Origin of the sequence: Streptomyces sp. NPDC049040, from assembly GCF_043197715.1 — a bacterium.
Taxonomy (GTDB): domain Bacteria; phylum Actinomycetota; class Actinomycetes; order Streptomycetales; family Streptomycetaceae; genus Actinacidiphila.
The window spans coordinates 196225-216966 of sequence record NZ_JBICTO010000001.1 but is presented as its reverse complement, the minus strand read 5'-3'; the positions used below and the strand labels follow the sequence as shown (position 1 = coordinate 216966).

Annotated in this window: 22 protein-coding genes, 1 tRNA gene and 2 pseudogenes; 7 read left to right on the top strand and 18 right to left on the bottom strand. The window is 71.3% G+C overall.

Annotation, left to right across the window (positions count from 1 at the left end):
* Window positions 1–42 precede the first annotated feature (42 nt).
* The 7 genes from ACGFMP_RS01005 to ACGFMP_RS00975 all read right to left on the bottom strand — a co-directional run bounded on the left by ACGFMP_RS01005 (window position 43) and on the right by ACGFMP_RS00975 (window position 4981).
* Entirely contained in the window at window positions 43–510 is a 468-nt protein-coding gene (locus ACGFMP_RS01005; protein ID WP_393669478.1) for a hypothetical protein, read from the bottom strand.
* On the bottom strand, window positions 494–982 hold the full coding sequence (locus ACGFMP_RS01000; protein ID WP_393669477.1) for an RNA polymerase sigma factor: 489 nt from the start codon (window positions 980–982) through the stop codon (window positions 494–496). The genes ACGFMP_RS01005 and ACGFMP_RS01000 overlap by 17 nt, the downstream gene beginning before the upstream one ends.
* Before the next feature lie 258 nt (window positions 983–1240).
* Window positions 1241–1861: a class F sortase gene (locus ACGFMP_RS00995; protein ID WP_393669476.1), complete on the bottom strand. Its 621-nt coding sequence runs from the start codon at window positions 1859–1861 to the stop codon at window positions 1241–1243.
* The gene (locus tag ACGFMP_RS00990) at window positions 1858–2223 is read right to left on the bottom strand and encodes a sortase-dependent protein (protein WP_393669475.1); all 366 of its coding nucleotides are present in this window, start codon (window positions 2221–2223) and stop codon (window positions 1858–1860) included. Before ACGFMP_RS00990 ends, ACGFMP_RS00995 begins: the two co-directional genes overlap by 4 nt.
* 217 nt (window positions 2224–2440) lie before the next feature.
* Window positions 2441–3136 carry a DUF899 domain-containing protein gene (locus tag ACGFMP_RS00985; RefSeq protein WP_393669474.1) on the bottom strand — a complete coding sequence of 232 codons (696 nt, stop codon included), beginning with the start codon at window positions 3134–3136 and terminating at the stop codon, window positions 2441–2443.
* 95 nt (window positions 3137–3231) lie between these two features.
* Window positions 3232–4005: a hypothetical protein gene (locus ACGFMP_RS00980; RefSeq protein ID WP_393669473.1), complete on the bottom strand. Its 774-nt coding sequence runs from the start codon at window positions 4003–4005 to the stop codon at window positions 3232–3234.
* A gap of 79 nt (window positions 4006–4084) precedes the next feature.
* The gene (locus ACGFMP_RS00975) at window positions 4085–4981 is read right to left on the bottom strand and encodes a hypothetical protein (RefSeq protein WP_393669472.1); all 897 of its coding nucleotides are present in this window, start codon (window positions 4979–4981) and stop codon (window positions 4085–4087) included.
* Window positions 4982–5196: 215 nt separating this feature from the next.
* Here ACGFMP_RS00975 and ACGFMP_RS00970 point away from each other — a divergent pair, with 215 nt between their 5' ends.
* Both ACGFMP_RS00970 and ACGFMP_RS00965 read left to right on the top strand, forming a co-directional pair.
* Window positions 5197–5631 (top strand): hypothetical protein, encoded by a 435-nt coding sequence (locus ACGFMP_RS00970; RefSeq protein WP_393669471.1) that lies wholly within the window; start codon window positions 5197–5199, stop codon window positions 5629–5631.
* Between the two features lie 55 nt (window positions 5632–5686).
* Window positions 5687–6241: a flavoprotein gene (locus tag ACGFMP_RS00965; RefSeq protein ID WP_393669470.1), complete on the top strand. Its 555-nt coding sequence runs from the start codon at window positions 5687–5689 to the stop codon at window positions 6239–6241.
* Window positions 6242–6287: 46 nt separating this feature from the next.
* Here the strand turns inward: ACGFMP_RS00965 and ACGFMP_RS00960 are convergent, their stop codons facing one another.
* The 8 genes and pseudogenes from ACGFMP_RS00960 to ACGFMP_RS00925 form a co-directional block, all read right to left on the bottom strand.
* Complete coding sequence (locus ACGFMP_RS00960) at window positions 6288–6812, bottom strand: AAA family ATPase (RefSeq protein ID WP_393669469.1); 525 nt, start codon at window positions 6810–6812, stop codon at window positions 6288–6290.
* A gap of 160 nt (window positions 6813–6972) precedes the next feature.
* Window positions 6973–8139, bottom strand: coding sequence for a DNA gyrase subunit B (locus ACGFMP_RS00955; protein ID WP_393669468.1), 1167 nt, complete (start codon window positions 8137–8139; stop codon window positions 6973–6975).
* A gap of 322 nt (window positions 8140–8461) precedes the next feature.
* Complete coding sequence (locus tag ACGFMP_RS00950; RefSeq protein WP_393669467.1) at window positions 8462–8860, bottom strand: PIN domain-containing protein; 399 nt, start codon at window positions 8858–8860, stop codon at window positions 8462–8464.
* Window positions 8857–9144 (bottom strand): hypothetical protein, encoded by a 288-nt coding sequence (locus tag ACGFMP_RS00945; protein ID WP_393669466.1) that lies wholly within the window; start codon window positions 9142–9144, stop codon window positions 8857–8859. Before ACGFMP_RS00945 ends, ACGFMP_RS00950 begins: the two co-directional genes overlap by 4 nt.
* Window positions 9145–9378: 234 nt before the next feature.
* Complete coding sequence (locus ACGFMP_RS00940) at window positions 9379–9909, bottom strand: pyridoxamine 5'-phosphate oxidase family protein (RefSeq protein ID WP_393669465.1); 531 nt, start codon at window positions 9907–9909, stop codon at window positions 9379–9381.
* Between the two features lie 249 nt (window positions 9910–10158).
* A complete protein-coding gene (locus ACGFMP_RS00935) occupies window positions 10159–12258 on the bottom strand; it encodes a hypothetical protein (protein ID WP_393669464.1) in 2100 nt (699 codons plus the stop codon).
* A 697-nt stretch (window positions 12259–12955) separates the two neighbouring features.
* Entirely contained in the window at window positions 12956–13723 is a 768-nt protein-coding gene (locus tag ACGFMP_RS00930) for a hypothetical protein (protein WP_393669463.1), read from the bottom strand.
* Between the two features lie 214 nt (window positions 13724–13937).
* Window positions 13938–14213, bottom strand: a pseudogene (locus tag ACGFMP_RS00925) (transposase); the annotation flags it as partial.
* Window positions 14214–14316: 103 nt separating this feature from the next.
* On the opposite strand from ACGFMP_RS00925, the gene ACGFMP_RS00920 reads away from it, so the two are divergent.
* Window positions 14317–14604, top strand: a complete 288-nt coding sequence (locus ACGFMP_RS00920) for a hypothetical protein (RefSeq protein WP_393669462.1) — start codon at window positions 14317–14319, stop codon at window positions 14602–14604.
* 273 nt (window positions 14605–14877) lie between these two features.
* Here the strand turns inward: ACGFMP_RS00920 and ACGFMP_RS00915 are convergent, their stop codons facing one another.
* Window positions 14878–15186, bottom strand: coding sequence for a nucleotidyltransferase domain-containing protein (locus ACGFMP_RS00915; protein WP_393669461.1), 309 nt, complete (start codon window positions 15184–15186; stop codon window positions 14878–14880).
* A 331-nt stretch (window positions 15187–15517) separates the two neighbouring features.
* Window positions 15518–16561 (bottom strand): saccharopine dehydrogenase family protein, encoded by a 1044-nt coding sequence (locus ACGFMP_RS00910; RefSeq protein WP_393669460.1) that lies wholly within the window; start codon window positions 16559–16561, stop codon window positions 15518–15520.
* A 125-nt stretch (window positions 16562–16686) separates the two neighbouring features.
* Between ACGFMP_RS00910 and ACGFMP_RS00905 the strand changes: the two genes are divergently transcribed.
* Window positions 16687–17622 (top strand): helix-turn-helix domain-containing protein, encoded by a 936-nt coding sequence (locus ACGFMP_RS00905; protein WP_393669459.1) that lies wholly within the window; start codon window positions 16687–16689, stop codon window positions 17620–17622.
* Window positions 17623–17719: 97 nt separating this feature from the next.
* On the opposite strand, the pseudogene ACGFMP_RS00900 reads toward ACGFMP_RS00905, so the two are convergent.
* Window positions 17720–18104, bottom strand: a pseudogene (locus ACGFMP_RS00900) (DNA/RNA helicase domain-containing protein); the annotation flags it as partial.
* A 248-nt stretch (window positions 18105–18352) separates the two neighbouring features.
* Here ACGFMP_RS00900 and ACGFMP_RS00895 point away from each other — a divergent pair.
* The 3 genes from ACGFMP_RS00895 to ACGFMP_RS00885 all read left to right on the top strand — a co-directional run bounded on the left by ACGFMP_RS00895 (window position 18353) and on the right by ACGFMP_RS00885 (window position 20648).
* Entirely contained in the window at window positions 18353–19366 is a 1014-nt protein-coding gene (locus ACGFMP_RS00895; protein WP_393669458.1) for an acetamidase/formamidase family protein, read from the top strand.
* A gap of 344 nt (window positions 19367–19710) precedes the next feature.
* Window positions 19711–19825, top strand: a tRNA-Arg gene (locus tag ACGFMP_RS00890).
* A gap of 181 nt (window positions 19826–20006) precedes the next feature.
* Window positions 20007–20648 carry a gamma carbonic anhydrase family protein gene (locus ACGFMP_RS00885; protein WP_393669457.1) on the top strand — a complete coding sequence of 214 codons (642 nt, stop codon included), beginning with the start codon at window positions 20007–20009 and terminating at the stop codon, window positions 20646–20648.
* Window positions 20649–20742: the final 94 nt, after the last annotated feature.

Here is a 20742-nt window from a genome sequence, read left to right as displayed (position 1 = left end):
TTCGAGGGATCCCGGCGCTCCGCGCCTGAGGTGACTCGGGCCCTAACGGCGGAAGTTGTCCCTGGGCACCGCGCGGCCCCCGCCGCGGATCGCCGACGGTTCGACCGTTCGCGAGGTCGGCGACGTCGACGGTCGGTGGGTGGGGAGGGTGCGGGTGCGCGTGGGCGTCGGGGTGGGGTGGGGCCGTACGGGCGCGGGTGACGCCCACGGCCTGGGTACGTCGACGGGCCCGGTGGCGGTCGGCGGGGCGGCGGGGGCCGCCGGGGACGCGGGAGACGCCGGGTCCTGTGCCGACTTCAGGAGCAGCGGCAGCGTGACGATCGCGGCGACGGCACACGACACGCCGACCCCGGCCGCGGTACGCAGCAGCCGGCGGCGAGCCGCCTTGCGGCGGATCGCCTGGTACCTGCCGGCGGGCGCCCCGGCGTACTCCGGGGTGGGCCGCAGCAGGATGGTGAGGGGGTCGTCGGGGTCGGAGGAGCCAGGACCGTTGTCAGAGTGCGCGATCAAGGCTTCTCCTCAGGTGCGCGCGCAGCAGTTCGCGGGCGGTGTGGAGGTCGGACATGACGGTTCCTTCCTTGCGCCCGGTCAGCAGGGATACCTCGCGGATGGGCATGTCAGCGTAGTAGTGCAGCAGGATCGGGACGCGCAGCCTTTCCGGCAGGGACTGCACGAGCATCCGTACCGTCGGGTCGGGCTGCTCGGCCTGCAGGCGCACGGCGGTTTCCGCCGTGACACGGTGGACCGTCCTGCGTTCGCGCTCCAGCTTGCGCCAGTGGTCCCGGACGAGGTTGGCCGCGGTGACGTAGAGGAATCCCTGGGGCTCGGCCACGGTCGTCCAGCGCGCCCACAGCCGGGTGAACGCCTCCGAGGCGATCTCGTGCGCCGTCTCGTCGTCGACGAGGCGGCGGCACCAGCCGGCGAGGCGCGGGTAGAGGGCGGCGAACAGTTCTGACGCCGCCTTCTCGCGGGACCGTTTCAACGCTCTCCAGGGTGATGGCTGCACGTGCGGGACTTGCGGGGCCCGTACGCCTTGCGGGGCCCGTACGCCTTGCGGAGCCCATGGGCCCTGCGGAGCCCGTGGGCCTTGCGGAGCCCGTGGGCCTTGCGGATCCCGTGGGCCCCGCGGGATCCGCGGAGCCCATGGGCCATGCGCGTTCCGCAGGACTCACGGGGAGAGAGCCCGGGCCGACGGCGTACGTTCCATCGGCCCGGGTCCCGGGTGGTGTTCAACGGCGGCTCACGGGTTCGCGGGAGCGAGCGTGGCGAAGACGATCACGTTGTCGAGGTAGCCGTCACCGCCGCGGGGGCCGCCGCAGGTGATGAGCCGCAGCTCAGGGCGGTCCACGGGCCCGTAGACCGCGTCGGTCGGGAAGTGCGCCTTGGCGACCGTGCGTACCTCGTCGACGGTGAAGACCGCCGCCGTCCCGTTCTCCAGACGCGCCACGATCCGGTCGCCCTGACGCAACCGCGCGAGATCGCGGAAGACCCCGTCACCGTATGTGCCGACCGTGACGTGGGCGAGGATGACCGCAGGGCCGATCTGCCCCGGCGTAGGCGAGTAGCGGTACCAGCCCGCCTTGTCGTGCGCCTCGATCGGGGGGACCTGCACGGTGCCGTCCGCGGCCAGCCCCAGCTGCATGAGCGGGGTGTCGACCCCGATGGCGGGGATCTGCAGGCTGACCGGGACCGAACGCCCCAGCGCGGCAACCGACTTCACCGCGGGCCGCGACGACGGTGCCGCCGTACCCGGGGTGTGCGCGGGCGCGTCAGGGCCGGCTTGGTGGCCGCCGCAACCCGCCAGCGACAGGGCGAGGGCGACCACCGCGGTGGCGAAGGCGCGCCTGGAGAACACGGTCATGCCAGGGCCGACCGCCGACGACGTACGAGGAAGACCGCCGCGCCACCGAGGGCAATCGCGGCGGCGGCGCCCCCGCCGATCAGCCCGTCATCGCTTCCGGACGACCCCGCCGCCGGCACCACACCGGTGTCGGGCGCGCCCTTCGGCACGACGGCGACGGTGCCGGGCCGCCGGGCGGGAGCCGGTGCCGGTGCCGTCGTACGGTCCGTCGGCCTCGAGGGGGCCGGGGTCGCGGGCCTGGCCGTTGCGGCCGTTGCGGCCGTGGGGGTCGGCCGGGGGGTCCCGTCGGCGAACGCGGGCACGGTGCCCGCCAGTACGGCCGTGCACGCCAGTGCCACGACGCTGAGGATGGTTCGGCGCATGCTCTGCTCTCCCTCTTCGCTCCGCCCGCGCGCTTGTCCGGCGGGCTGGGTGGTGGATCCATGAGGGAGAGACGGGGGAGCGGGAGGGCCGATTGTAAAGAGATGGCAAATCGTCCCGGGGTGGGCTGCGGGTGGCGTCCCGCGGCCGGCGGGCGGGCGGCCGCCGGCCGCTTCGTGCGGTCGTCCGGCTTCGTCCGGCTCCGGCGCGACCGGTACGTCAGCCGCGGCCCTCGCCGTAGGCCGCCGCGATCTCCTGCGAGGTGGCCCAGCGGCTGTAGGTCGGCGACTTGGGCCAGCCCTCGGGGGAGTCCTGCCACTCCTCCTGGCGGCCGTAGGGCAGGAGGTCGACCAGGCCGAACAGGTGGCTCAGCTGCTCGGTGCCGCGCCCGTCGGTGTGCCAGGTGCGGTAGACCGTGTCGCCGTCGCGCAGGAAGACGTTGACCGCGAAGCCGCCGTTCGGCGGGGCCCCTACGTCGCTGCCGAAGGTGCTGTGCGCCGTCGAATACCAGGTCATCGTGTTGCCCACCTTGCGCCGGTAGGCGAGCGCCTCGTCGATCGGGCCCTGGGTGACGATCACGAAGCGGGCGTCGAACTTCTCCAGGCCCGCGAGCCGGGTGAACTGCGAGGTGAAGCCGGTGCAGCCCGTGCACTGCCAGTCGGCGCCGTCGTGCCACATGTGGTTGTAGACGATCAGCTGCGGGTGGTCGCCGAAGATCTCCGCGAGCCGGACCGGGCCGTCCTCGCCCTCCAGGACGTACTCGGGCATCCGCACCATCGGCAGCCGGCGGCGCTGGGCCGCGATGGCGTCGAGCTCACGGGTGGCGGCCTTCTCCCTCACCCGCAGGGCCGCCAACTCCTCCTCCCAGGCGGAAGCGTCGACGACGGGCGGCAGGGCTTTGCTGCTGGTGGACATGATGATGCCTCCGGGCGGTCGGGTGCCTTCCCACTACCGACTCCCGGCCGGACCGAAAGTCATCGGTGACCGTCGAGATCCCGGACGGGGCCCGGTCAGGAGGCCAGCGACGCCATCAGGCGGCGCATCGCCGAGGTCAAGGCCGGGCGCAGATGCGTGAGGTCGGGGTCTTTCGCTGAGTCGCCGGGGCCCGCGCCCGACCCGTCGGTGCTGTTCCACTCGGTGTAACCGGTGATCTGGAGGGTGAGGACGGCGCCACCGTGGAGGACCACCAGGGTCTGCCCGGCGGCGTGGGACGACAGGAGGTATCCCTCGTCGCCGATGCCCGTGACCGGATGCACATCGGCGGCCGAGGTGAAACCGCTGTCGGCGACGCCGATCAACGGGCTGCCGTTTGAACCGCCCGTGCTGCCGGGGAGGTTGGACACCCGGGCGTGGCGGGTGTTCTCGAACTCGGCACGAGGGTCGGTCTTCTTGTGGAGCTCCACGCCGACGCCGATGGTGTACGCGGTCTCCTGTCCGTTCCCGGCCTGCGACACGCTGTTCAGGACGCAGAACAGTTTGTCCAGCGCGGGACCGTGGCTCACTGTCGCGTTGGACGCGGTGAAGCCCGGTCCGCCCACGGCGGTTTTGAGCGGGTTGAGCGCGTCGCCGCTGCACGGGTTGTCGCTCAGGCGGTAGCCGTGCAGGTCGGGAGCGGCGCCGCCGGTCCCGTGCAGGACAGCCGCCCACACCGCCGAGGCCACCGCGATTCCCCCGACCGCCCACAGCCACGGCCGCGGTGTGCGGACCTGTATGGCCCCGGTAGCCGGATCGCCTGACCCGCTCAGCATGTCGTCGGGCGGTTCACCGGCAGCTTCGTCCGACATTTCCGGCTGACTGATCACAGCTGTTCCCCCCTCGCCCCCACAGCCCTCAGAATATGCCGCCCGGCAGGCGGGGTTGAGGTCAGGCTCCTGCCGCCGTCAGCATGCCCTGGTGGTGGCCGTCGAGGGCGGCGCGGACCAAGGCGCGGCCGCGTGCGGCGGTACGGGCGCGCTCGTCCGCGACTTCGGGCGGGACGGCGTCCAGGCCCGCGCAGGTGCGGCAAAGGCCTTCGTGCGGGTTCGGCCGTGCACAGCCTGTGCATTCATGGCGCCGAGGCGGCGCCGGCAGGGCGGCCGTTTCACCGGCCGGGGGCAGCTTGCGTGTCAGGCGGTCGCGCAGGAAGGCCGTCGCACTGTGGACCCGTTCTGGCAGGCCGAGCAGGAGGGCGTGGGAGAGATCGCGCCGTTCGAGGCCGCGCTCCAGCCAGGGCGCCACCAGGGGTGCGAGGGCTATGGCCTCGGCCGTACCGAGCCGCAGGCGCGGCTCCGCCGCCGTCACCCGGTGCAGCAGTGCCGCCGCCTCGGCGAGCACCGGGTTCGGGGGCGTGGGTGGGGTGTCCGGCCGCCCGCCCTGGGCCACTCGCTGGGCGGGGAGGGTGGGTTCTTTCCCACGGTTCTTTACGGGGTGGGCGTCACGGGAGCCGTCCGCCGATCGACCGGGGCCCGGATGTACGGCATCCGGTCCGACCTGCGGGTTGTCGTAGACGTGGGTCTGGGTGACGAAGGTGCCGTCGGGGCGGCGTACCCGTTCGACGCGGTAGTAGCCGAAGGCGGCCAGTTCGCGCAGGGCCTTCGCGACGGTGAGGCGGCCCTGGGGGCTGGTGTCGGCCATGTGGCGGCCGTCCTCGCGCCAGCCGTCGGGGCGGGAGAGGAGGTCGGCGAGCAGACCGCGGGCGGTGTAGGACAGCCGCCGATCTTGCAGCAGCGTGTTGGGCAGGACCGTGAAACCGCGCGTGTGGCGGATACGATGGATCTGCATGAGGAGGTCTTGCTCCTTGTGCCGGACCCCGGAGCGTTGGTAGCGCTGCCGGGGTCACCCTATTGAGTTCACTGGTGACAGAACGTATCACGTGTTTCGCCCGAGATCGATCGCTCCTGGCCGCTTTATGGGCAGGCGTAACGTTCCTCCCAGTCCACGACCGGCTCGGCCGATATCGACGGCAGCCGTCACCCACTGCGCCGCACAATGAGGGCATGCGCGAGCAGGGCGGGGATACGGCGGTGTGGCGGGTTCACCCGCGGCTGATGGTCGGGGCCGGGCTCTTCTGGGCACTGGCCGTACTGGCGGTGCTGGGTGCCTGGCTGGCCTGGTCGGTCGATCGGACCGAGGGGAAGGCGGTGCAGGCCACCGTGGCGACAGCGTTCGCCGCGGCACTCTCCCTGGCCTGGGGGCTGGTGCTGCTTCGCCCACGGGTCGAAATCCTTGGCGAGACGGTGGTGATCGTCAACCCGCTCACGACGCACCGGCTGCGCCGCGAGGAGGTCGTCGCGATCACGGACGGCCTGTACGGGGCCGCGGTCTTCCACCGCAGCGACGGCTTCAAGACCCGTGCCGTCGCCCTGGGAGAGGCATCCGCCGGCATCAAGGATGAGCGGCTGTCCGACGTCCGTACGACGCTCGGGCTGTGAATCCGAGGACGCGCTCGGAGATCGTTGTCCCGTCTTGTCGACCAGGGAGTGGTGGATGAACGAGTCGTCCGACCAGCGACCGGAACCGTTCCTCTACGTCGTGGTGTGTGCGGCGGGCGTCGCGGGCGACGTGGGCGCGCTGATCACCATGGCGCAGGACCGCGGTTGGGGGGTCGGGGTGGTCGCCACGCCGCAGGGGCTCGGCTTCATCGATGCCGCGGCCGTGGAGGCGCAGACGGGTCACCCGATCAGGTCCGCGTGGCGGCTGCCCGGCGATCCGCGTCCGCTGCCGCCCCCGGACGCCATCGCCGTGGCGCCGGCGACGTTCAACACGATCAACAAGTGGGCCGCCGGGGTGTCCGACACCCTGGCGCTCGGGATTCTCTGCGAGGCGTACGGGCTCGGCATCCCGACCGCTGTCCTGCCCTACGTGAACGCGGCCATGGCCGCGCATCCCGCGTACCGGGAGAGTCTGGCCCGGCTGCGCGGGATGGGTGTCATGGTCGGTTCCCGCGAGTCGCATCCGCCGACGTCGGGCGGGGCCGCCGAGCGATTCCGCTGGGCGGAGGCGCTGGAACTGCTCGGCCCGGCCCTGGACTCGACGCGCTGACCACCTTCGCCCTGCCCCGTCCCACCGCTCGCGCCTCCGCCGCCGGTCAGCGTCGGGACGCCTCCGGCCCGGCGGCCGGGAGTTGCTCGTCGATCTCGCGCAGGCACTCCTCCACGGTCCGGTGCGCGGTGTCGACCACGATGTGGTCCCGTGACCAGGTGTCGTACGCGAGAGCCTCGACGTCGGCCCACGTGGGCAGCGGCAGATCCGGAATGTCGACGGTCCGCCCGGTCACGCGGCGGCGGTGTTCCGCCGGGTCGGAACACACCACCTCGATCTCGGCGAACGGCACCTCCAGGTCGGTGGCCAGACCGAGCCAGCCGTCCCGGGACGCGGCGACCGGATTGACGCACTCGGCGACCACGTCGAGCCCTTGCAGCAGGTGGTCCACGGCCAGCGCGTGCGCGACGGTGTAACCGACAGGCCCGAGCGGCCGTCCGGCCGCCCCCGACCGCACGATGGCCTGCTCGATGGTGTCGATCCTCAGATGAACGGCCCTCAGCCCGCGCGCGAGCCGTCGTGACAGGGTGGTCTTTCCGGTGGCGGGCAGCCCGCACACGACGATCAGCATGGAGCGATTGTGGCCCCTGCGGCTGACATCTGGTCGGTCCCGGCTCGTCAACTGCTGGTCGTCGGCGTCAACGGTGATCCACAGGGCCGACGGCTGCCGTTCGGCGTCGAGCGTCCCGCCGGTCCCGTCCGCAGGGCCCGGCGGGGCGGTCAGGCGCGGCTCAACTCCTGTGGCCGGCCGAGGCGATCCGGTCGATGATGGTCGCGGCCTCGCGCGGGTGCGTCTCCAGCCAGGTGCCGAGGTGATCCTGGACGGCCTGCGCGACGCAGCTGCGTACGGCGGCGTTGCCCAGTGTGCCGCGGGTGGCACCTTCGAACTCGGGGAAGTCCAGCTTCACCGACACGACAGCGGTCAGACCTTCACCGATCCGGTCGGCGCTCAGGTCAGGGTCGGAGGCCGTCAGCAGCCGATGCCCCCGTCCGTACGCGGTGATCGCGGCAGCCACGCCCTCGCGGAAGCCCGCCATATGCGTGCTCTCGTACGAGGTGGTCAGGCTGTTGGCGAAGCCGCGGACCCGCTCGTCGCGGGTGGCGCGCCACCGCAGGGCGACCTCCGCCGTGCCCGCCATCCGCTGGTCCTCCCACTCGAAGTTGATGATGTCCGGATACACGGACCCACCCCCTGACACGTCGAGGAAGGCGACGAAGTCCCGTGCCCCGCCGGGGGAGCGGAACCGTAGCGATTGGAACTCGCCCGGAGTGCGCGCGTCGGTCAGTGAAATCGCCAGCCGCCGGTTCAGGAAGGCCAGTTCCCTGAAACGCTCCGCCAGCACGGTGAACGAGCACGCGACGGTCTCGAAGATGCCGGGGTCGGGCCAGAAGGTGATGGTGGTCCCGCTGCCGTCCACCGGTCCCACGGCGGAGGGCGGGGTGTCCGCGACGCCGCGCGTGTACTGCTGGACCCAGCGGGTTCCCTTGCGCCGCACCTCGGCCGTCAGGCGGCTCGACAGGGCGTTGGTGACGAAGGGGCCGATGCCGAACCCGGAAATGATCGCGCAGTTACGGCCGTTGGCTTCCGCTCTCGTATGCATGCTGGTCAGCAGAGCTTCGAGGCCGGGACTTTCGGTGTCCCCTGCGGCCTCGATGGGGACCCCCGCCCCGTCGTCGGCGACCCGTACGCCGCCGTCGGGCGTGAGCGTGACGTCGACGGAAGTGGCACGGCCGGCCAGGACCTCGTTCACCGACCAGTCCAGCACCTGGAACACCGCCTGATGCAGGCCGCGTTCCGCGACCGAGCCGATGTACATCCCGGGCCGCTTCCGAATGGCCTCCCAGCCCTCCAGCACGGTGATGTCAGCAGCGTCGTACCTCGTGGCATCCTCACCCATGAAGCCCCCTCCGAAGGTGTTCAGCAGACCTGCCCAGCGTAGGCCGATTCGCAGAAAACACCAGGTCAGAGCGGATGTCGTGAAGGCGTGGGCGGCTCGGTGAGAGCCTGCCGGGAGCGGGGCGACACGGGAGTCACCGGCAGCGGCGGCAATGCGGCCGAGCCACTGCGGAGGCCGCGCACGACCCCTTCCAGAGAACCCCCGACGTGCCCAATCCGAAGGGCCCGGCGGGATCAGGGCCCTGGCCTGCTGGAAGGGGCCCGGCGGGATCAGGGCCCTGGCCTGCTGGATGGTGCCGTCCCCGAGCGCGCGAAGGCGCGTGTCAGAGCTTCACGACCACCACGCGGTCACCGCATAGTTTGCGCATGTCGTCCTCGTCGGAGGTGAAGATCGTGACCCGTCCCGGCCGCCGTAGCGCTACGGCGGCCAAGGCTGCGTCGATGGCGTACTTGTGGCCATGCAGTCCGGCACCCTGGAGGAGGTCGATGGCGGCGTTGGCGATCTGCTCGGTCACCGGCTCCACACTCAGCCGCGACAGCGCCCACCGCCAGGCCGGTCGGTGAAGTTTCGAATGGTGGGCCTCGACGAGGGTCATCGAGGTGGTGACCACGGGAATGTCGGAGCGGTCGGCGTCCTTCATGCGCGCACCCATCCGCCGATCGCCGCGCACCCACCGGGAAAGGCCTTCGCTGTCGAGCAGGTAGGCATGCCCCTCGCTCACGCGGCAGCCCCGGGGGGATTGGCGGTCTTGCGCGCCCGCTCCTCGTGCTCGGCGTGAGCGCGCTCGACGTCCTTCCGCTCGGCCTCGGCCTCGGCCAGCTCCTCCGCCGTGACGGGGCCGTGATCGGACTCCCACCATTCGACGCCCTCGTGCAACCGCTCCCGCTCGCGCTGGCGCTCCACGGCCTTGGTGACGTAGCGGCTGAAGCCCCCCGGGCCGACCTCGGAGCGGATCTCCTCGGCCAGCTCCTCCGGCAGCGTCACGGTGTACTTCTTGGTTGCCATACCATCGACCATACCGCCCGTGGGGCCGCTCTGGCAGCACAGGCACACGTCCCCGCGGCACAGGTACGGGCGTGCTCCCGTGGCGAGGTCCGGCCGGAGTGCTGAGACCGCCCCGAGGACAGCCGCCCCCAAGCGGCGCCCGGTGCGAGCAGGCGCTCTCGGTACTTCCTTCGCCCGGCCCCCTCGGGGCGACCCAGGCGCCGACAACCCAGGCGCCGGCCGCCCAGGCTCGGCTCAGAAGGTCCAGCGGGTGGCGCCGCCCGGCTCGACCGTGGCGGTGGCGTAGGCCGACCGGGCGGTGACGCGGTAGACGGACCACGGCGGTTTCCCGGCCGACGGCGCACTGAAGGGCGCCGTGAGCGCGGTGCCGGACTCGTCGACCTCGCAGGGCCAGCCTCCCTCGGCCCAGACCGCGGCCAGCCGCGCGACGGTGTCGCGGTCGGTGACGACCTCGGCGGTGCCCTCGACCACGAGGTCGAACTCGAGGGTGGCGATCGCGACGGTGCATCGCGGGTCGCGGGCCAGGTTGCGGCCCTTGCGGGTGGTCTGGCCGGTCTCGAACCAGAAGCAGCCGTCGATCCAGAGCGAGCCGATCGGGGTGACGTGCGGGCTGCCGTCGGGATCGATGCTCGTGAGCCATGTCGTGTGCCTGCCGGGGCCGCCCGAGCCGGGCGCCTGGTCGCATCCGGCGTCGAGCCGGCCGGTGACCGATGACCATTCGAGGGCGGGCAACTCGTAGAGGTTCGCGAGGTTCTTGGTGTCCATGCCTGTGTAGACGCAGCGCGCGTCCGGAACTCATCGGTGGCAACCGGAGGCGGGGCGGCAGCCCGGCATCGAAGGTGATCAGCACCAGCACCAGCACCAGCACTGGACCGGGCCGGTGGCCTTGGTCCGTGTGACCGCTTGGGCGACGGGGTTGCCCTGGAGGTTGTGGTCGGCGCAGGCCCATGGGTCCGCGCCGAGCGGGTCGAACGGCGTCCGTGGGAAGCTGCGGACGGGCCGCACTGTGAACGTTCAGGGCAGGTCGATGTCGTAGCCGCCTGCGGCTTCCATCAGCAGGAGCAGGGCGCGGCGCCCACCGTAGCGGCGTCCGTCGATGCTGAACCGGACCCAGCCGGTGCTACGGCCTCTGGCCCCGCCCTTCCACCATCGCCAGCTGCGGCTGTCGCCCGCCCCGCCGGGGGCGAAGGGGCCGAGCCAGTCCGGCAGCCGCCAGCCGGCGGCCGCGTCCGTGCTGATCCCGGTCTCGCGCTGCTGCCCGGTCAGGCCGCGCCACCAGGTCGCCCAGGCCCCGGAGCCGTCCTGGTGTGCGGGGGTCTCGGGCGCGCGGTGCTGGACGAACCAGGCCGGGAGGATGTCCGGCCACCGGTCGTCGGCGGGCCATGCTTCGGCGGGGCCGGCCGCGTACGGGAGGACGGCGAGGAGGACTTCGCGTATGCGGGCGATGGTCTGGTCGGGGTCCTGGGCGGTGAAGGTGGCTTCGACGTCCAGGAGCGGGATCTTCGTGTCCGGGTGGGGGCCGTACCGGACCCGGAGGAGTTCTGCCGACAGTGACTTGGGGTCGAGGCGCTCCAGGAGCAGTTGACGCGGCAGGTGGTGCAGCCGCGGTCCGGCTGCCTCGGCGAGGGTGAGCAGGTCGCGCCGCTCGTCGGGGGTCGGGTCGAATGGGGGGACGGCCTTGCCGGTTCCGGCATACCAGGGCGAGGTGTGGAAGCTGCGGATCAGCGTGGCGGATGCGTCGGCGGCCCACCGGGAGAGTCGGGGGTCCTGGTCGGCGGTGACGCTGAGGGCGGTGTGGAGCCGCCGGAGCGGGTCGGTTTCGTGCAGGAGGCGGTACCCGGCACGCCGTACGGCCGCGCGGTCGCGGTCGGCCAGCAGGGACTCCGCGAGCCCGGGCGGCAGTTGGGCGGTGCGGGTGCCAAGTGCGGCGGTCGCCTGGCGGATCACCTTGGTGGACGGATCGCGCAGCAGCGGGACGACGTCGTCGACCGGGACGGCGTCCATGGTGCGCAGGCCGCGGATGGCCGCGGCACGCACGAGCGGTTCCGGGTGGCCGAGCAAGGGGGCCAGCAGCCCGGAGTCCTCCTTCCGGCCGGATTCCGCGAGGCCGGCGATCGCCCCAGGGGTCGGGGTGTTGACCGCCGCGCGGTACCAGGCGAGCGCGTCCGCGCCGGTACGCCGGGCGGCATCCCGTGCGACGGCACGGGCCAGGGCCGAGGCGTCGCCGAGGTAGGGGGTGACCTCGGCGGCGAGCCCTCTTTTGACGAGCCCGACGAGAGCGAGCAGGCGCACCTCCCGGTGGCTGCTCGCCGCGAGCTGCCGCAGCAGGTCGTCCCGTTCCGCCCATACAGCCTCACGTACGGCCGCTTCCGTCAGCAGCTCGCGGCAACGGCGGTCACCGTCCCGCTTCGCCATCGCGGCCAGGGTCGTGAGCGAAAGCCTGCGGCCTGTGAGCCCCGTCTGCAGGGCGAACCGACGCAGTCGCGGGTCCGGTGAGGCGAGGAGCTGGTCGAAGGCGGCGGTCCCCGGTTCCGAGGCCAGCGCGCTCACGAGCTGCTGCCGGGCGAAGCTTCCCCGTTCCCGCCTGCTGAGCAGCAGCGTCAGTGGAGTCGCGGCCGGGACCAGGTGTTTCGGCTGGTCGTGCAGGAGCACCGCGAGCGTCCCACGGGCGTGGTCCCGTACCGGCCTTGCCCAGTCCGCGGTGCGCAGGACCAGGAACGGCGCCAGGGTGAGCGTGGCCTGGCGTCCGCCCAAAAGTTCCTGCAACTTGTCAACGGCCCGTCTCCGTACCCGCCCGTCCGGGTGGCAGGAGGCCAACGCAACGCCGAGCGGGCTGAGTTCGGCCGCCAGGAGCTCCTCCCCCTGGTCACCGCGCGGCGCCTGCTCGTAACGACGCCGCGCCGTCAGCCGCACGGCCCGGTCGAGTCGCAGCACCACGCGCGGACGCGCGGCAAGGAGTTCCAGCGCCGTGTCGGACTCCCCTGCGACGTCCATGTCGCGCACCGCCTCGACGAGATCACGGTCGGCTCCGCGGCGGTCGGCTGCCGTACGGGTCAGCGCGGCCTCGAAAGCCGCGGAGGGGGAGGAGGGCTTCGCCTCGGAAGTGCTGGACATGCGGACATCGTGCAGGTCGCAGCGCCGAAAAGCTCACGCATTACGGGGCGGGGGGCGTGGGGCGGCGGCTCGGACGCCTGGGGCTGTCAGCCGATGCGAGCCGATGACCGGCGCCGGGTGGCGGGTCGTGCGCCGTCCGGGCCCGCGGGCGGCAACGGTCAGCCTTCTTCTGCGCGGGCGAGATCATCTGGAAGGTGACGAGGAACGTCGAGGTGCACGGGCAGAAGCCGTTGCCCTGGCCTCCTTCGCGGCGGCCCGGCCACATCGCAGACCGTGTCGATGTCCTCGTCGCCGACCGCGTGGAGGAAGGCCTCGTACCGCTTGATCGCGCCCGCCTGTCTTGGGCGAGGACTTGGGGCCGTTTGTCGGCTTGGCCGACGGCGTCTCGGGCCGAGCAGAAGCGGACGGCGTGCCCGACGGCGCTTGAGCCGTCGGCCTGGACGTCGAAGACTGCGAGGGTTTCGCGTCCGCGTCATCCTTCGACTTCTCCGGACCGCACGCGCCCACTGCCAGCGCCACGCAAGTCGTCAGCGCCACGCTGCCAAGGTCCGTGCTCTCATCGAGTCCCACTCGTCGCCAGCCGACAACACGTAGACAGGTCACGCAGGAGCGGCGGGAACCGTTCCCGAGTCCGTCCGGGCGGGACGCCGTCGGGCTTCTGTCTTTCTCCGCAGGCGGCGTATGGGCGACCGCCGCGTCAGAAGGCCAGGGACGTCATCAGGTGGCGCATCGCCGTGGTCATGGCCGGGCGGAGGTGGGTGAGGTCCGGCTCCTTCGGCGGGTCGCCTGCGTCCGTTGCGGGCTGATCGGGGCCGTTCCATTCGGTGTAGCCGGTGATCTGGAGGGTGAGGATGGCGCCGCCGTGGAGGACTTCCAGGGTCTGGCCTGGGCCGCGGGGCGTCAGCAGGTATCCCTCGTCGCCGACACCGGTGACGGGGTGCACGTCGGCTGCGGAGGTGAAACCGCTGTCGGCGACGGCGATCATCGGGCTGTCGCCCGCTCCACCACCGGGAAGGCTGGAGACCTGGGCGTCGCGGGAGTTCTCGAACTCGGCGCGGGGGTCGGTCTTCTTGTGCAGGTCGATGCTGACGCTGATGGTGTACGTGGTCGCCCAACCGTCGCCGGCCCGCGACGCGGTGGTCAGGACGCACGACAGCCTGTCCAGTGCAGGGCCCTTGCTCACTGTCGCATTGGACGCAGCGAAGCTCCGCGTACCCACGGCGCTCTTGAGGGGGTTGAGAGCCGCGCCACTGCACGGGTTGCCGCTCAGGTGGTAGCCGTGCAGGTCCGGAGCCGTGCTGCCGGTCCCCTGCATGATCGTCGCCCACACCGCCGAGGTCAGCACGATTCCGCCGACCGTCCACAGCCACGGCCGGGCTTTGCGGACCGCTGTGGTTCCGGAACCGGGATCGCCTGTGCTGCTCAGCAGATCGCCGGGCAGGTCGCTGCCTCGTTCATCCGTCATCTCCGGCTCACTGATCACAACAGTTCCCCCCTCGCCCTGTGCCCTCACAGTAGGGCGCGTGCCAGGCTCGGGCGAGAAGTACCCCCGGCCAGCGGGCAGCGAACGGATCAGGCGCCTTCCGTGGCCCAGCCCGGCCTGCTGGGAGAGACGGACCAAGATCGGTCACGTCCGCTGGAGTGGTGTATCGACGGCCACTCGGTGATCTCATTTGAGGCTATGCGGTCAGTTCGGTGGGCAGGGCGGGCGCGGTGGTTTCTGACTCGATCGGGTGGATGTGGGCTTTTGTGAGGAGTTCGCGGCTCATGTAGCGGCGGGCTTCGGTCCATTCGTCGTTCTGTTCGGCCAGGACCGCACCGACCAGGCGGGTCAGTGCGGTGCGGTCCGCAAAGATCCCGACGACGTCGGTGCGGCGGCGGATCTCTTTGTTGAGCCGTTCTTGCGGGTTGTTCGACCAGATCTGCCGCCAGATTTCCCGTCGGAAGGCGGCGAAGGACAGCAGGTCGTGCTGGGCTGTGTCCAGGTCTGTGGCGGGAGTACCTCGAAGCCGAGAACTGGATACCGTGGCGACCGGATCCTCCTCGCAAGAAGCTTTCATGGGAGATCGACGGTGTGGCGCGCTCCGGCAGTTGGGGAGTCCCGCCTTCCTCGTCTACGGCTACGGCTACGTCTACGGCTACGGCGAAGGGCAGGCCAGACTCAGCGGCGAAGTGCATTTCGGGGCACGCTTCGTTCTGCCGCTGCGGTGCGTGACGGCTTGCTCGGTCCGCTACGGGGATCACCGGGCTCGCAGCAATCGGAAGCTGTTCGCTCCCGAACCGGAGGCCTGCCGCAGGGTTTCCCCATGGGCCTACAAGAAGCTTGGCGAAGCCCTGGCCGGTTGAGGCGCCGGTGCCTTGCCGCGGGGGAAGTCGCGATGCGCGGGCGTGCTTTCGGCTGTCTACGGGGTGCCGCTACGCCGGTAGTTGTCCCAGAATCGGCCTCCTGCCTGGTCCAGGACCTCGTCGACGGCGGCGACCAGTGGCGAAGTCTGGCCCTCGAGGGCCTGCCGGACGCCACTATGCAGAGGGCGTAGCGGCGGTCGTCGATCTCCTCGGCGGGGGTCGGGGGAGGCCCGGCGTCGGCCGGCGATTTGGCATGGGCGCTGATGCGTGCGCCTATTCCGTCGCGGTCGAGGAGCAGGACGCCGTTCGCGCACATCCACATGAGGGGGAGCTGCGGTGAGGTGCCTCGCGTACGACGAAGGTGCGCCAGGACTCCTCGGTGTGCACGAGCAGCTCCGCGGGCCAGCCGTGCGCGTGGACGTTCAGCCGGTAGGGCGCCGGGGCGCCGTGCAGCAGGACCACGATGTCCAGGTCGGAGGTCGCCGTGCGGCGGCCGGTGACGACGCTGCCGCCGAGGAACGCGGCTCGTGCGTCGGGGTGGTGTTCCTCGACAACGGCGTGTGCGGCGTCGATCGGTTCCATGGAGGATTCTCGGCCGCATGCGGGTTGAGTGCGTCGTAATTGTGCCGGAGCGCCGGGAGCAGGGGACCTTTGAGCCCTCGCAGACCGATCGAACCAGCAGTTTGCCGTCCCCGTTCCACCTACTGCTGCCATCCGGGAGGATGCCCGTGTCCTCAAGGACGCCTGACGCCTCAGGAACGAGGAGAGCGGCCAGGCCGTAATGGCGCTCAGCTTCCCCTCGGCCGCCTCCCGCAGCTTGTCCTGGTGTGCGGGTGAGGGAATCGAACGTGGACGTCCACGTCGCCACGGTCGCTGAGGGAACGCGGCCGGGGGCAGGGGCGGATGGCCGGGGTCAAGCGTTCTGCTTCTGCGGGTGCAACTCGAGTGTGATGTGCGGGTCGAGCGCCTGCAGGAAGTCGGGGGCGTCGAAGATCTCGCCGGCGGAGACGACGCCGACGGTCTTGGTGCGGCCGGTCAGGACCCGCTCGAGGGCCTCGGCGACGAGGGGCGCGGTGACGGCGTAGATGTCCTGGCCGGCGGCCGTGGCCCGGCGCTCGGTTCCGCCGGAGCGGACGACGACGTCGACGAGGAAGGTCTGGTTCGAGCGCCCGCTCGCGTCGGCGGCGGTCGGGGCCGGCGTGTGAGGGGCAGCGATGTCTCGGGCCGCCTCGGCGCTCATGTAGGTGGTCACGTCGGGGATGGTGAGGTGCTGGGGGACGGTGACGGCGTCCGCCATCGTGAACTCCCCGATCACCGGCCGGGGGCCCATCGGTTCCGGGAAGGTCCACTCCAGGGTGGGCGCGGCGTCGGTGCGGCGCTCCCAGCGCCCGCCGCTGTAGCGCAGGCGGTGGTTGCCGCGTCGCTCGCGTGAGACCGCGCCCGAAAGCCGGGTACCGGCGGTGGGGTGCCAGTTGCTCAGCGAGTAGGCGATGTGTGCCTCGTCGGCTTGGGTCCAGTCGCCCATCGCCGCGGTGGCCAGCAGGTCGCCGAGGCCGCCGAAGAAGGCCATGGCCGGGACGATCACCGCTCCCGCGTTCCGTGCCCGCTCGCGGTAGTGGGCGAACGTGTCGAGGTTGGCCTCGAGCTCGGCGGCCACGTCCAGGTACGGGATCTTCGCGCGGAGCGCGGCCTCGATGACGGGTCGGGTGGTCGAGGCGAACGGGCCGGCACAGTTGATGACCGCCGCCGTGCCCGCCAGTGCCAGGTCCAGCGAAGCAGGGTCCTCGGCCGACGCCACCCGGGCCTCCAGCCCGTGTTCGTGGGCCATCTCCTCCAAGGTCTGCGTGTTGCGCCCGGACAGTACCGGGACGAATCCGCGCGCGGCCAGCTCCGCGACCACGAACCGCCCGGTGTGACCGTAGGCGCCGAACACCGTAACCAGCTGAGCTGACCCCATGAGACTCTCCGTGTACTCGAACGCCCGCTGCGCGGTTGATCCGCTGCGCCTGACATCCACATCCTGTCTCTCCGGCAGCGCCCCGCACGAGTGTCGGAAACGACATGCCGCGTACAGTTTCGGACATGCCTACTGTTGCACTGGCCGTGACCGACGGCATGCTCCACTACGAACTGTCCGTGGCCGTCGAGGTTTTCGGAGCCGACCTGTCCCACATCGTGGATCCCTGGTATGACTTCTCCCTCTGTGGGAGGGGGCCGGTGCGCGTCGGCCGCTTCCGACTGGAGCCCGACCACGGACTCGACCACCTCGCGCACGCGGACACCGTGATCGTCCCCAGTTGGGCCGACACCGACTGCGACCCGCCCGCCGAGCTGGTCGAGGCGGTGCGTGCGGCCCACGCGGCCGGTGCCCGGGTGGCCTCACTGTGCACGGGCGCCTTCATCCTGGGCGCGGCAGGACTGCTCGACGGCAGACGCGCCACCACACACTGGGCACACACGCGGGAACTGGCCCGGCGCCACCCGGCGGCCACGGTCGATCCGGACGTCCTCTACGTCGACAACGGCGATGTCCTCACCTCCGCGGGCAAAGCCGCCGCCATGGACCTGTGCCTGCACCTGGTCCGTCTCGACCACGGCTCGGCCAACGCCAACAAGATCGCCCGACGCCTGGTCATCCCACCCCACCGCGACGGCGGCCAGGCCCAGTTCATCGCCACCCCGCTCCCCGCCCCGGGCAACCACCCCCTGGGCGAGCTCTTCCCCTGGGCGCTGGAGCGGCTGGACCAGCCGCTGACCGTGGAGGACCTCGCCCGCCAGGCCCGCATGAGCTCACGTCACCTCGGCCGCCACTTCAAGCACCTCACCGGCACCACACCACTGCAATGGCTCCACACCCAGCGCATTCGCCATGCCCAGGAACTGCTGGAGACCACCGACGCCACCGTGGACTCCATCGCCGCGTCCACCGGCATGGGCACCGCCACCACCCTGCGCCGCCACTTCCACCGAAGCGTCGGCGTCCCACCCGACACCTACCGCCGCACCTTCCGTCCCTGAAGGAGTACCAAGGCCCTCGCGGCCGATCGGGCAGCGCCAGGGCAGGTGCCGTCCGAAGTGGTGAACAAGCGCCCGCCCGACCCGTGAACAACGCCAAGCGGTCGCCGCGCCAGACGAAGTCTGGGCCGATCATGACGCCGGACCAGTCGTACTCGAAGCCCTGCGCGGCGTAGACGCAGCCGATCTGCCCGAAGCCGGCCGGGTCGGTCCCCCACAGGGCGGACGGGGGCGCTCCGGAGACGGCGCGCTCGCCGCGCAGGTTCCAGGGGCGTGCCCGGTCGCCGATCACCATGTCCGCGAGCAGCGGCTGCCCGTTTTCGCCTCGGACCAGGGCCGGCATGAGTCCGCGGTCATGCGCGCGCCGTAGTGCCCGCCGCGGCGGTCCTGGAGGAGGCCTCCATCTCTTCCAGGCTCCCGGCGACGTGGAGCTGCATAAGGTCGTCGGGCTCCCAGGGGACCGGGCCTCCGGGCTCCAGGCCGAAACTTTGCAGCCGATACGCAAGGCAGGTTCCTGCTGCGCGCAGGCCCCCTGGCGCCGTTCCTCGCGGATCGTGCCACCTGGGGCTGAGCAGGTTCTGTGCAGCCGCGCCGCGTCGTCAAAGGACCAGGAGTACGGCCGGTCCATCGCCACGTCGGACTGGCGAATGCACAATGGCCTCCACTGCGGCCAGGATCACCGGTACGCCCTTTCGGGTATCCACGGGTACGGCCAGAATGGAGAAGCGCAGCGATGAGCGACCCCCGGATCCTGACGGTTCGGCCCCAAGCGGGCGAGTACGCGTGGACGTTCGGTGGTGCACCGCCGGTGGCGCGCATCGCGCCCGGCACGGTTCTCGACCTGTACACGGAGGACTGCTTCGCCGGGCGGGTGCGGTCCGAGAGAGACCTTGTGTCCGAGGTGTGCGAGTTCCCGTTCCTCAACCCGCAGACCGGTCCCTTCCACGTGGTGGGGGCGGAGCCGGGCGACACGGTCGCGGTGCACTTCGTGTCGATCGAGCCTGCGCGGGACTGGGCGGCGTCCACCACGGTGCCGCTGTTCGGGGCGCTCACCTCGACCCACACCACGGCGAGCCTGCAGCCTCCGCTGCCGGAGACGGTGTGGATCTGGCAGCTGGACCGGGTGCGGCGCACGGCGCTGTTCCGCGCGCACGACGGTGACTTCGAGGCCGAGCTGCCCATGGACCCGATGCACGGCACGGTGGGCGTGGCCCCGGCGAATCTGGAGGTGCGCTCGGCGCTGGTGCCGGACGCGCACGGCGGCAACATGGACACGCCCGAGATGCGGGCGGGCGTCACTTGCTACCTCGGGGTGAACGTCGAGGGTGCGCTGCTCAGTCTCGGTGACGGGCATGCCCGGCAGGGGGAGGGGGAGACCTGCGGGGTGGCGGTCGAGTGCGCGATGAACACCGTGGTGATCGTCGAGTTGCTCAAGGGGATCGCCACCCCGTGGCCGCGTATCGAGTCGGACACGCACATCATCTCGACCGGATCGGCGCGTCCCCTGGAGGACGCGTTCCGGATCTCCCAGCTCGACCTGGTGCAGTGGCTGGTGCGCGACTACGGATTCAGCGAGTTGGACGCGTACCAGTTCGCCACCCAGGCCGTCGAGTCACCGCTGGCGAACGTCTGCGACACCAACTACACGTGCGTGGCCAAGATCCGCAAGGAGTGGCTGCCGACGCGGGAGACCCACCGCGGACTGCACGCGCAGCTGCGGGAGAGCGCGGCGGCACTCCGGCCCTGAGCAACGATTCGAGCTGACCGATGCCCCGCTCGGCGACGGCACGTACGCCGCCGAACCCCTCGACCACCTGTAGGACGACCCGAGGATGGAGGGTGTGTGACCGCGAGCGTCGTCGAGTAGGGCTGCCCACCAGCACTTTTACCTCACGCGATGAGGTTCACAACCGGAAAGATGCTGCTGTTGAAACCGGGCCGCCTGTCGGCCCTGCTGGCGAGAACCGGTTCTGGCACGACTTCTGTGGAGACGTGACAGCGGTTTCCGGGGCCGCGGACAAGGGTTCGTCCGCACAGTACGACGTCGCTACCTTCGACCGGAGCGGGAGGGCGCGCCTTCCCGCAGGCTGCGGTGCCGTGGCAGAGCGGCCCATGGCGATCGCCGTGGGCGAGGTCCCTCCTGAGGCGAACTGACGGAGGGGGCGGACCTGCTCCCCTCTCGCGGGTTCGAATCCCGTCGGCACCGCAGCCGACCCAGGGCACGGAACGACCGTGCCTGACCGCGGCCGTCGAGAATTCCCCACGGAGGGCCGGCGATCCGGTAACCGTCGACAGCCGGCTGCCAGCGGCCACGAATATTGCCCTGTGTCGTCTCGCGCCTCGGAAATGTTCTTCTGGCCTGGCCGCCGGACGGCATCATCGCCGACATGCTTATCGAACACGAGGGCGCATCGCCCACGGTCCACCCGTCGGCGTACGTCGCCCCCACCGCGACCCTGTGCGGAGACGTGCGGGTCGGGCCCGGATGCCGCGTCCTGTTCGGCGCGGTGCTGACTGCCGAGGGCGGCCCGGTCGAACTCGGCGCCGACACCATCGTGATGGAGAACGCGGTCCTGCGCGGAACCCGCCGCGACCCCCTGCGCCTGGGGCGCCAGGTCCTGGTCGGACCGGGCTCCTACCTGACCGGGTGCACGGTCGAGGACGAGGTGTTCCTGGCCACCGGCTCCCGTGTCTTCAACGGGGCCCGCATCGGCACCCGATCCGAGGTCCGCATCAACGGGGTCGTACACCTGCGCACCGTCCTCGCAGCCGACACGACGGTGCCGATCGGCTGGGTCGCGGTCGGCGACCCGGCCCGGATCCTGCCGCCCGACCAGCACGAGGCCATCTGGGCGGTGCAGAAGGACCTGGACTTCCCCGGCTACGTCTTCGGCTTGGAACGCCCCGCGGAGGGTCAGAGTCTGATGCCGGCCCTGACCGAACGTTTCGGCCGCGCACTGGGCCACCACCGCGCCGACCGCAGGGCAGACGAAGCCCCAACGGGAACCGGTGATGCCTCACCGTCGTAAGACACAGGCACCAAGAAGCATCACGCATCGTGACACCCCACGGCCAGAGGGCTCCCCGGCTATGGGTCCTCCGTGGGGGACATCACGCCGGCCG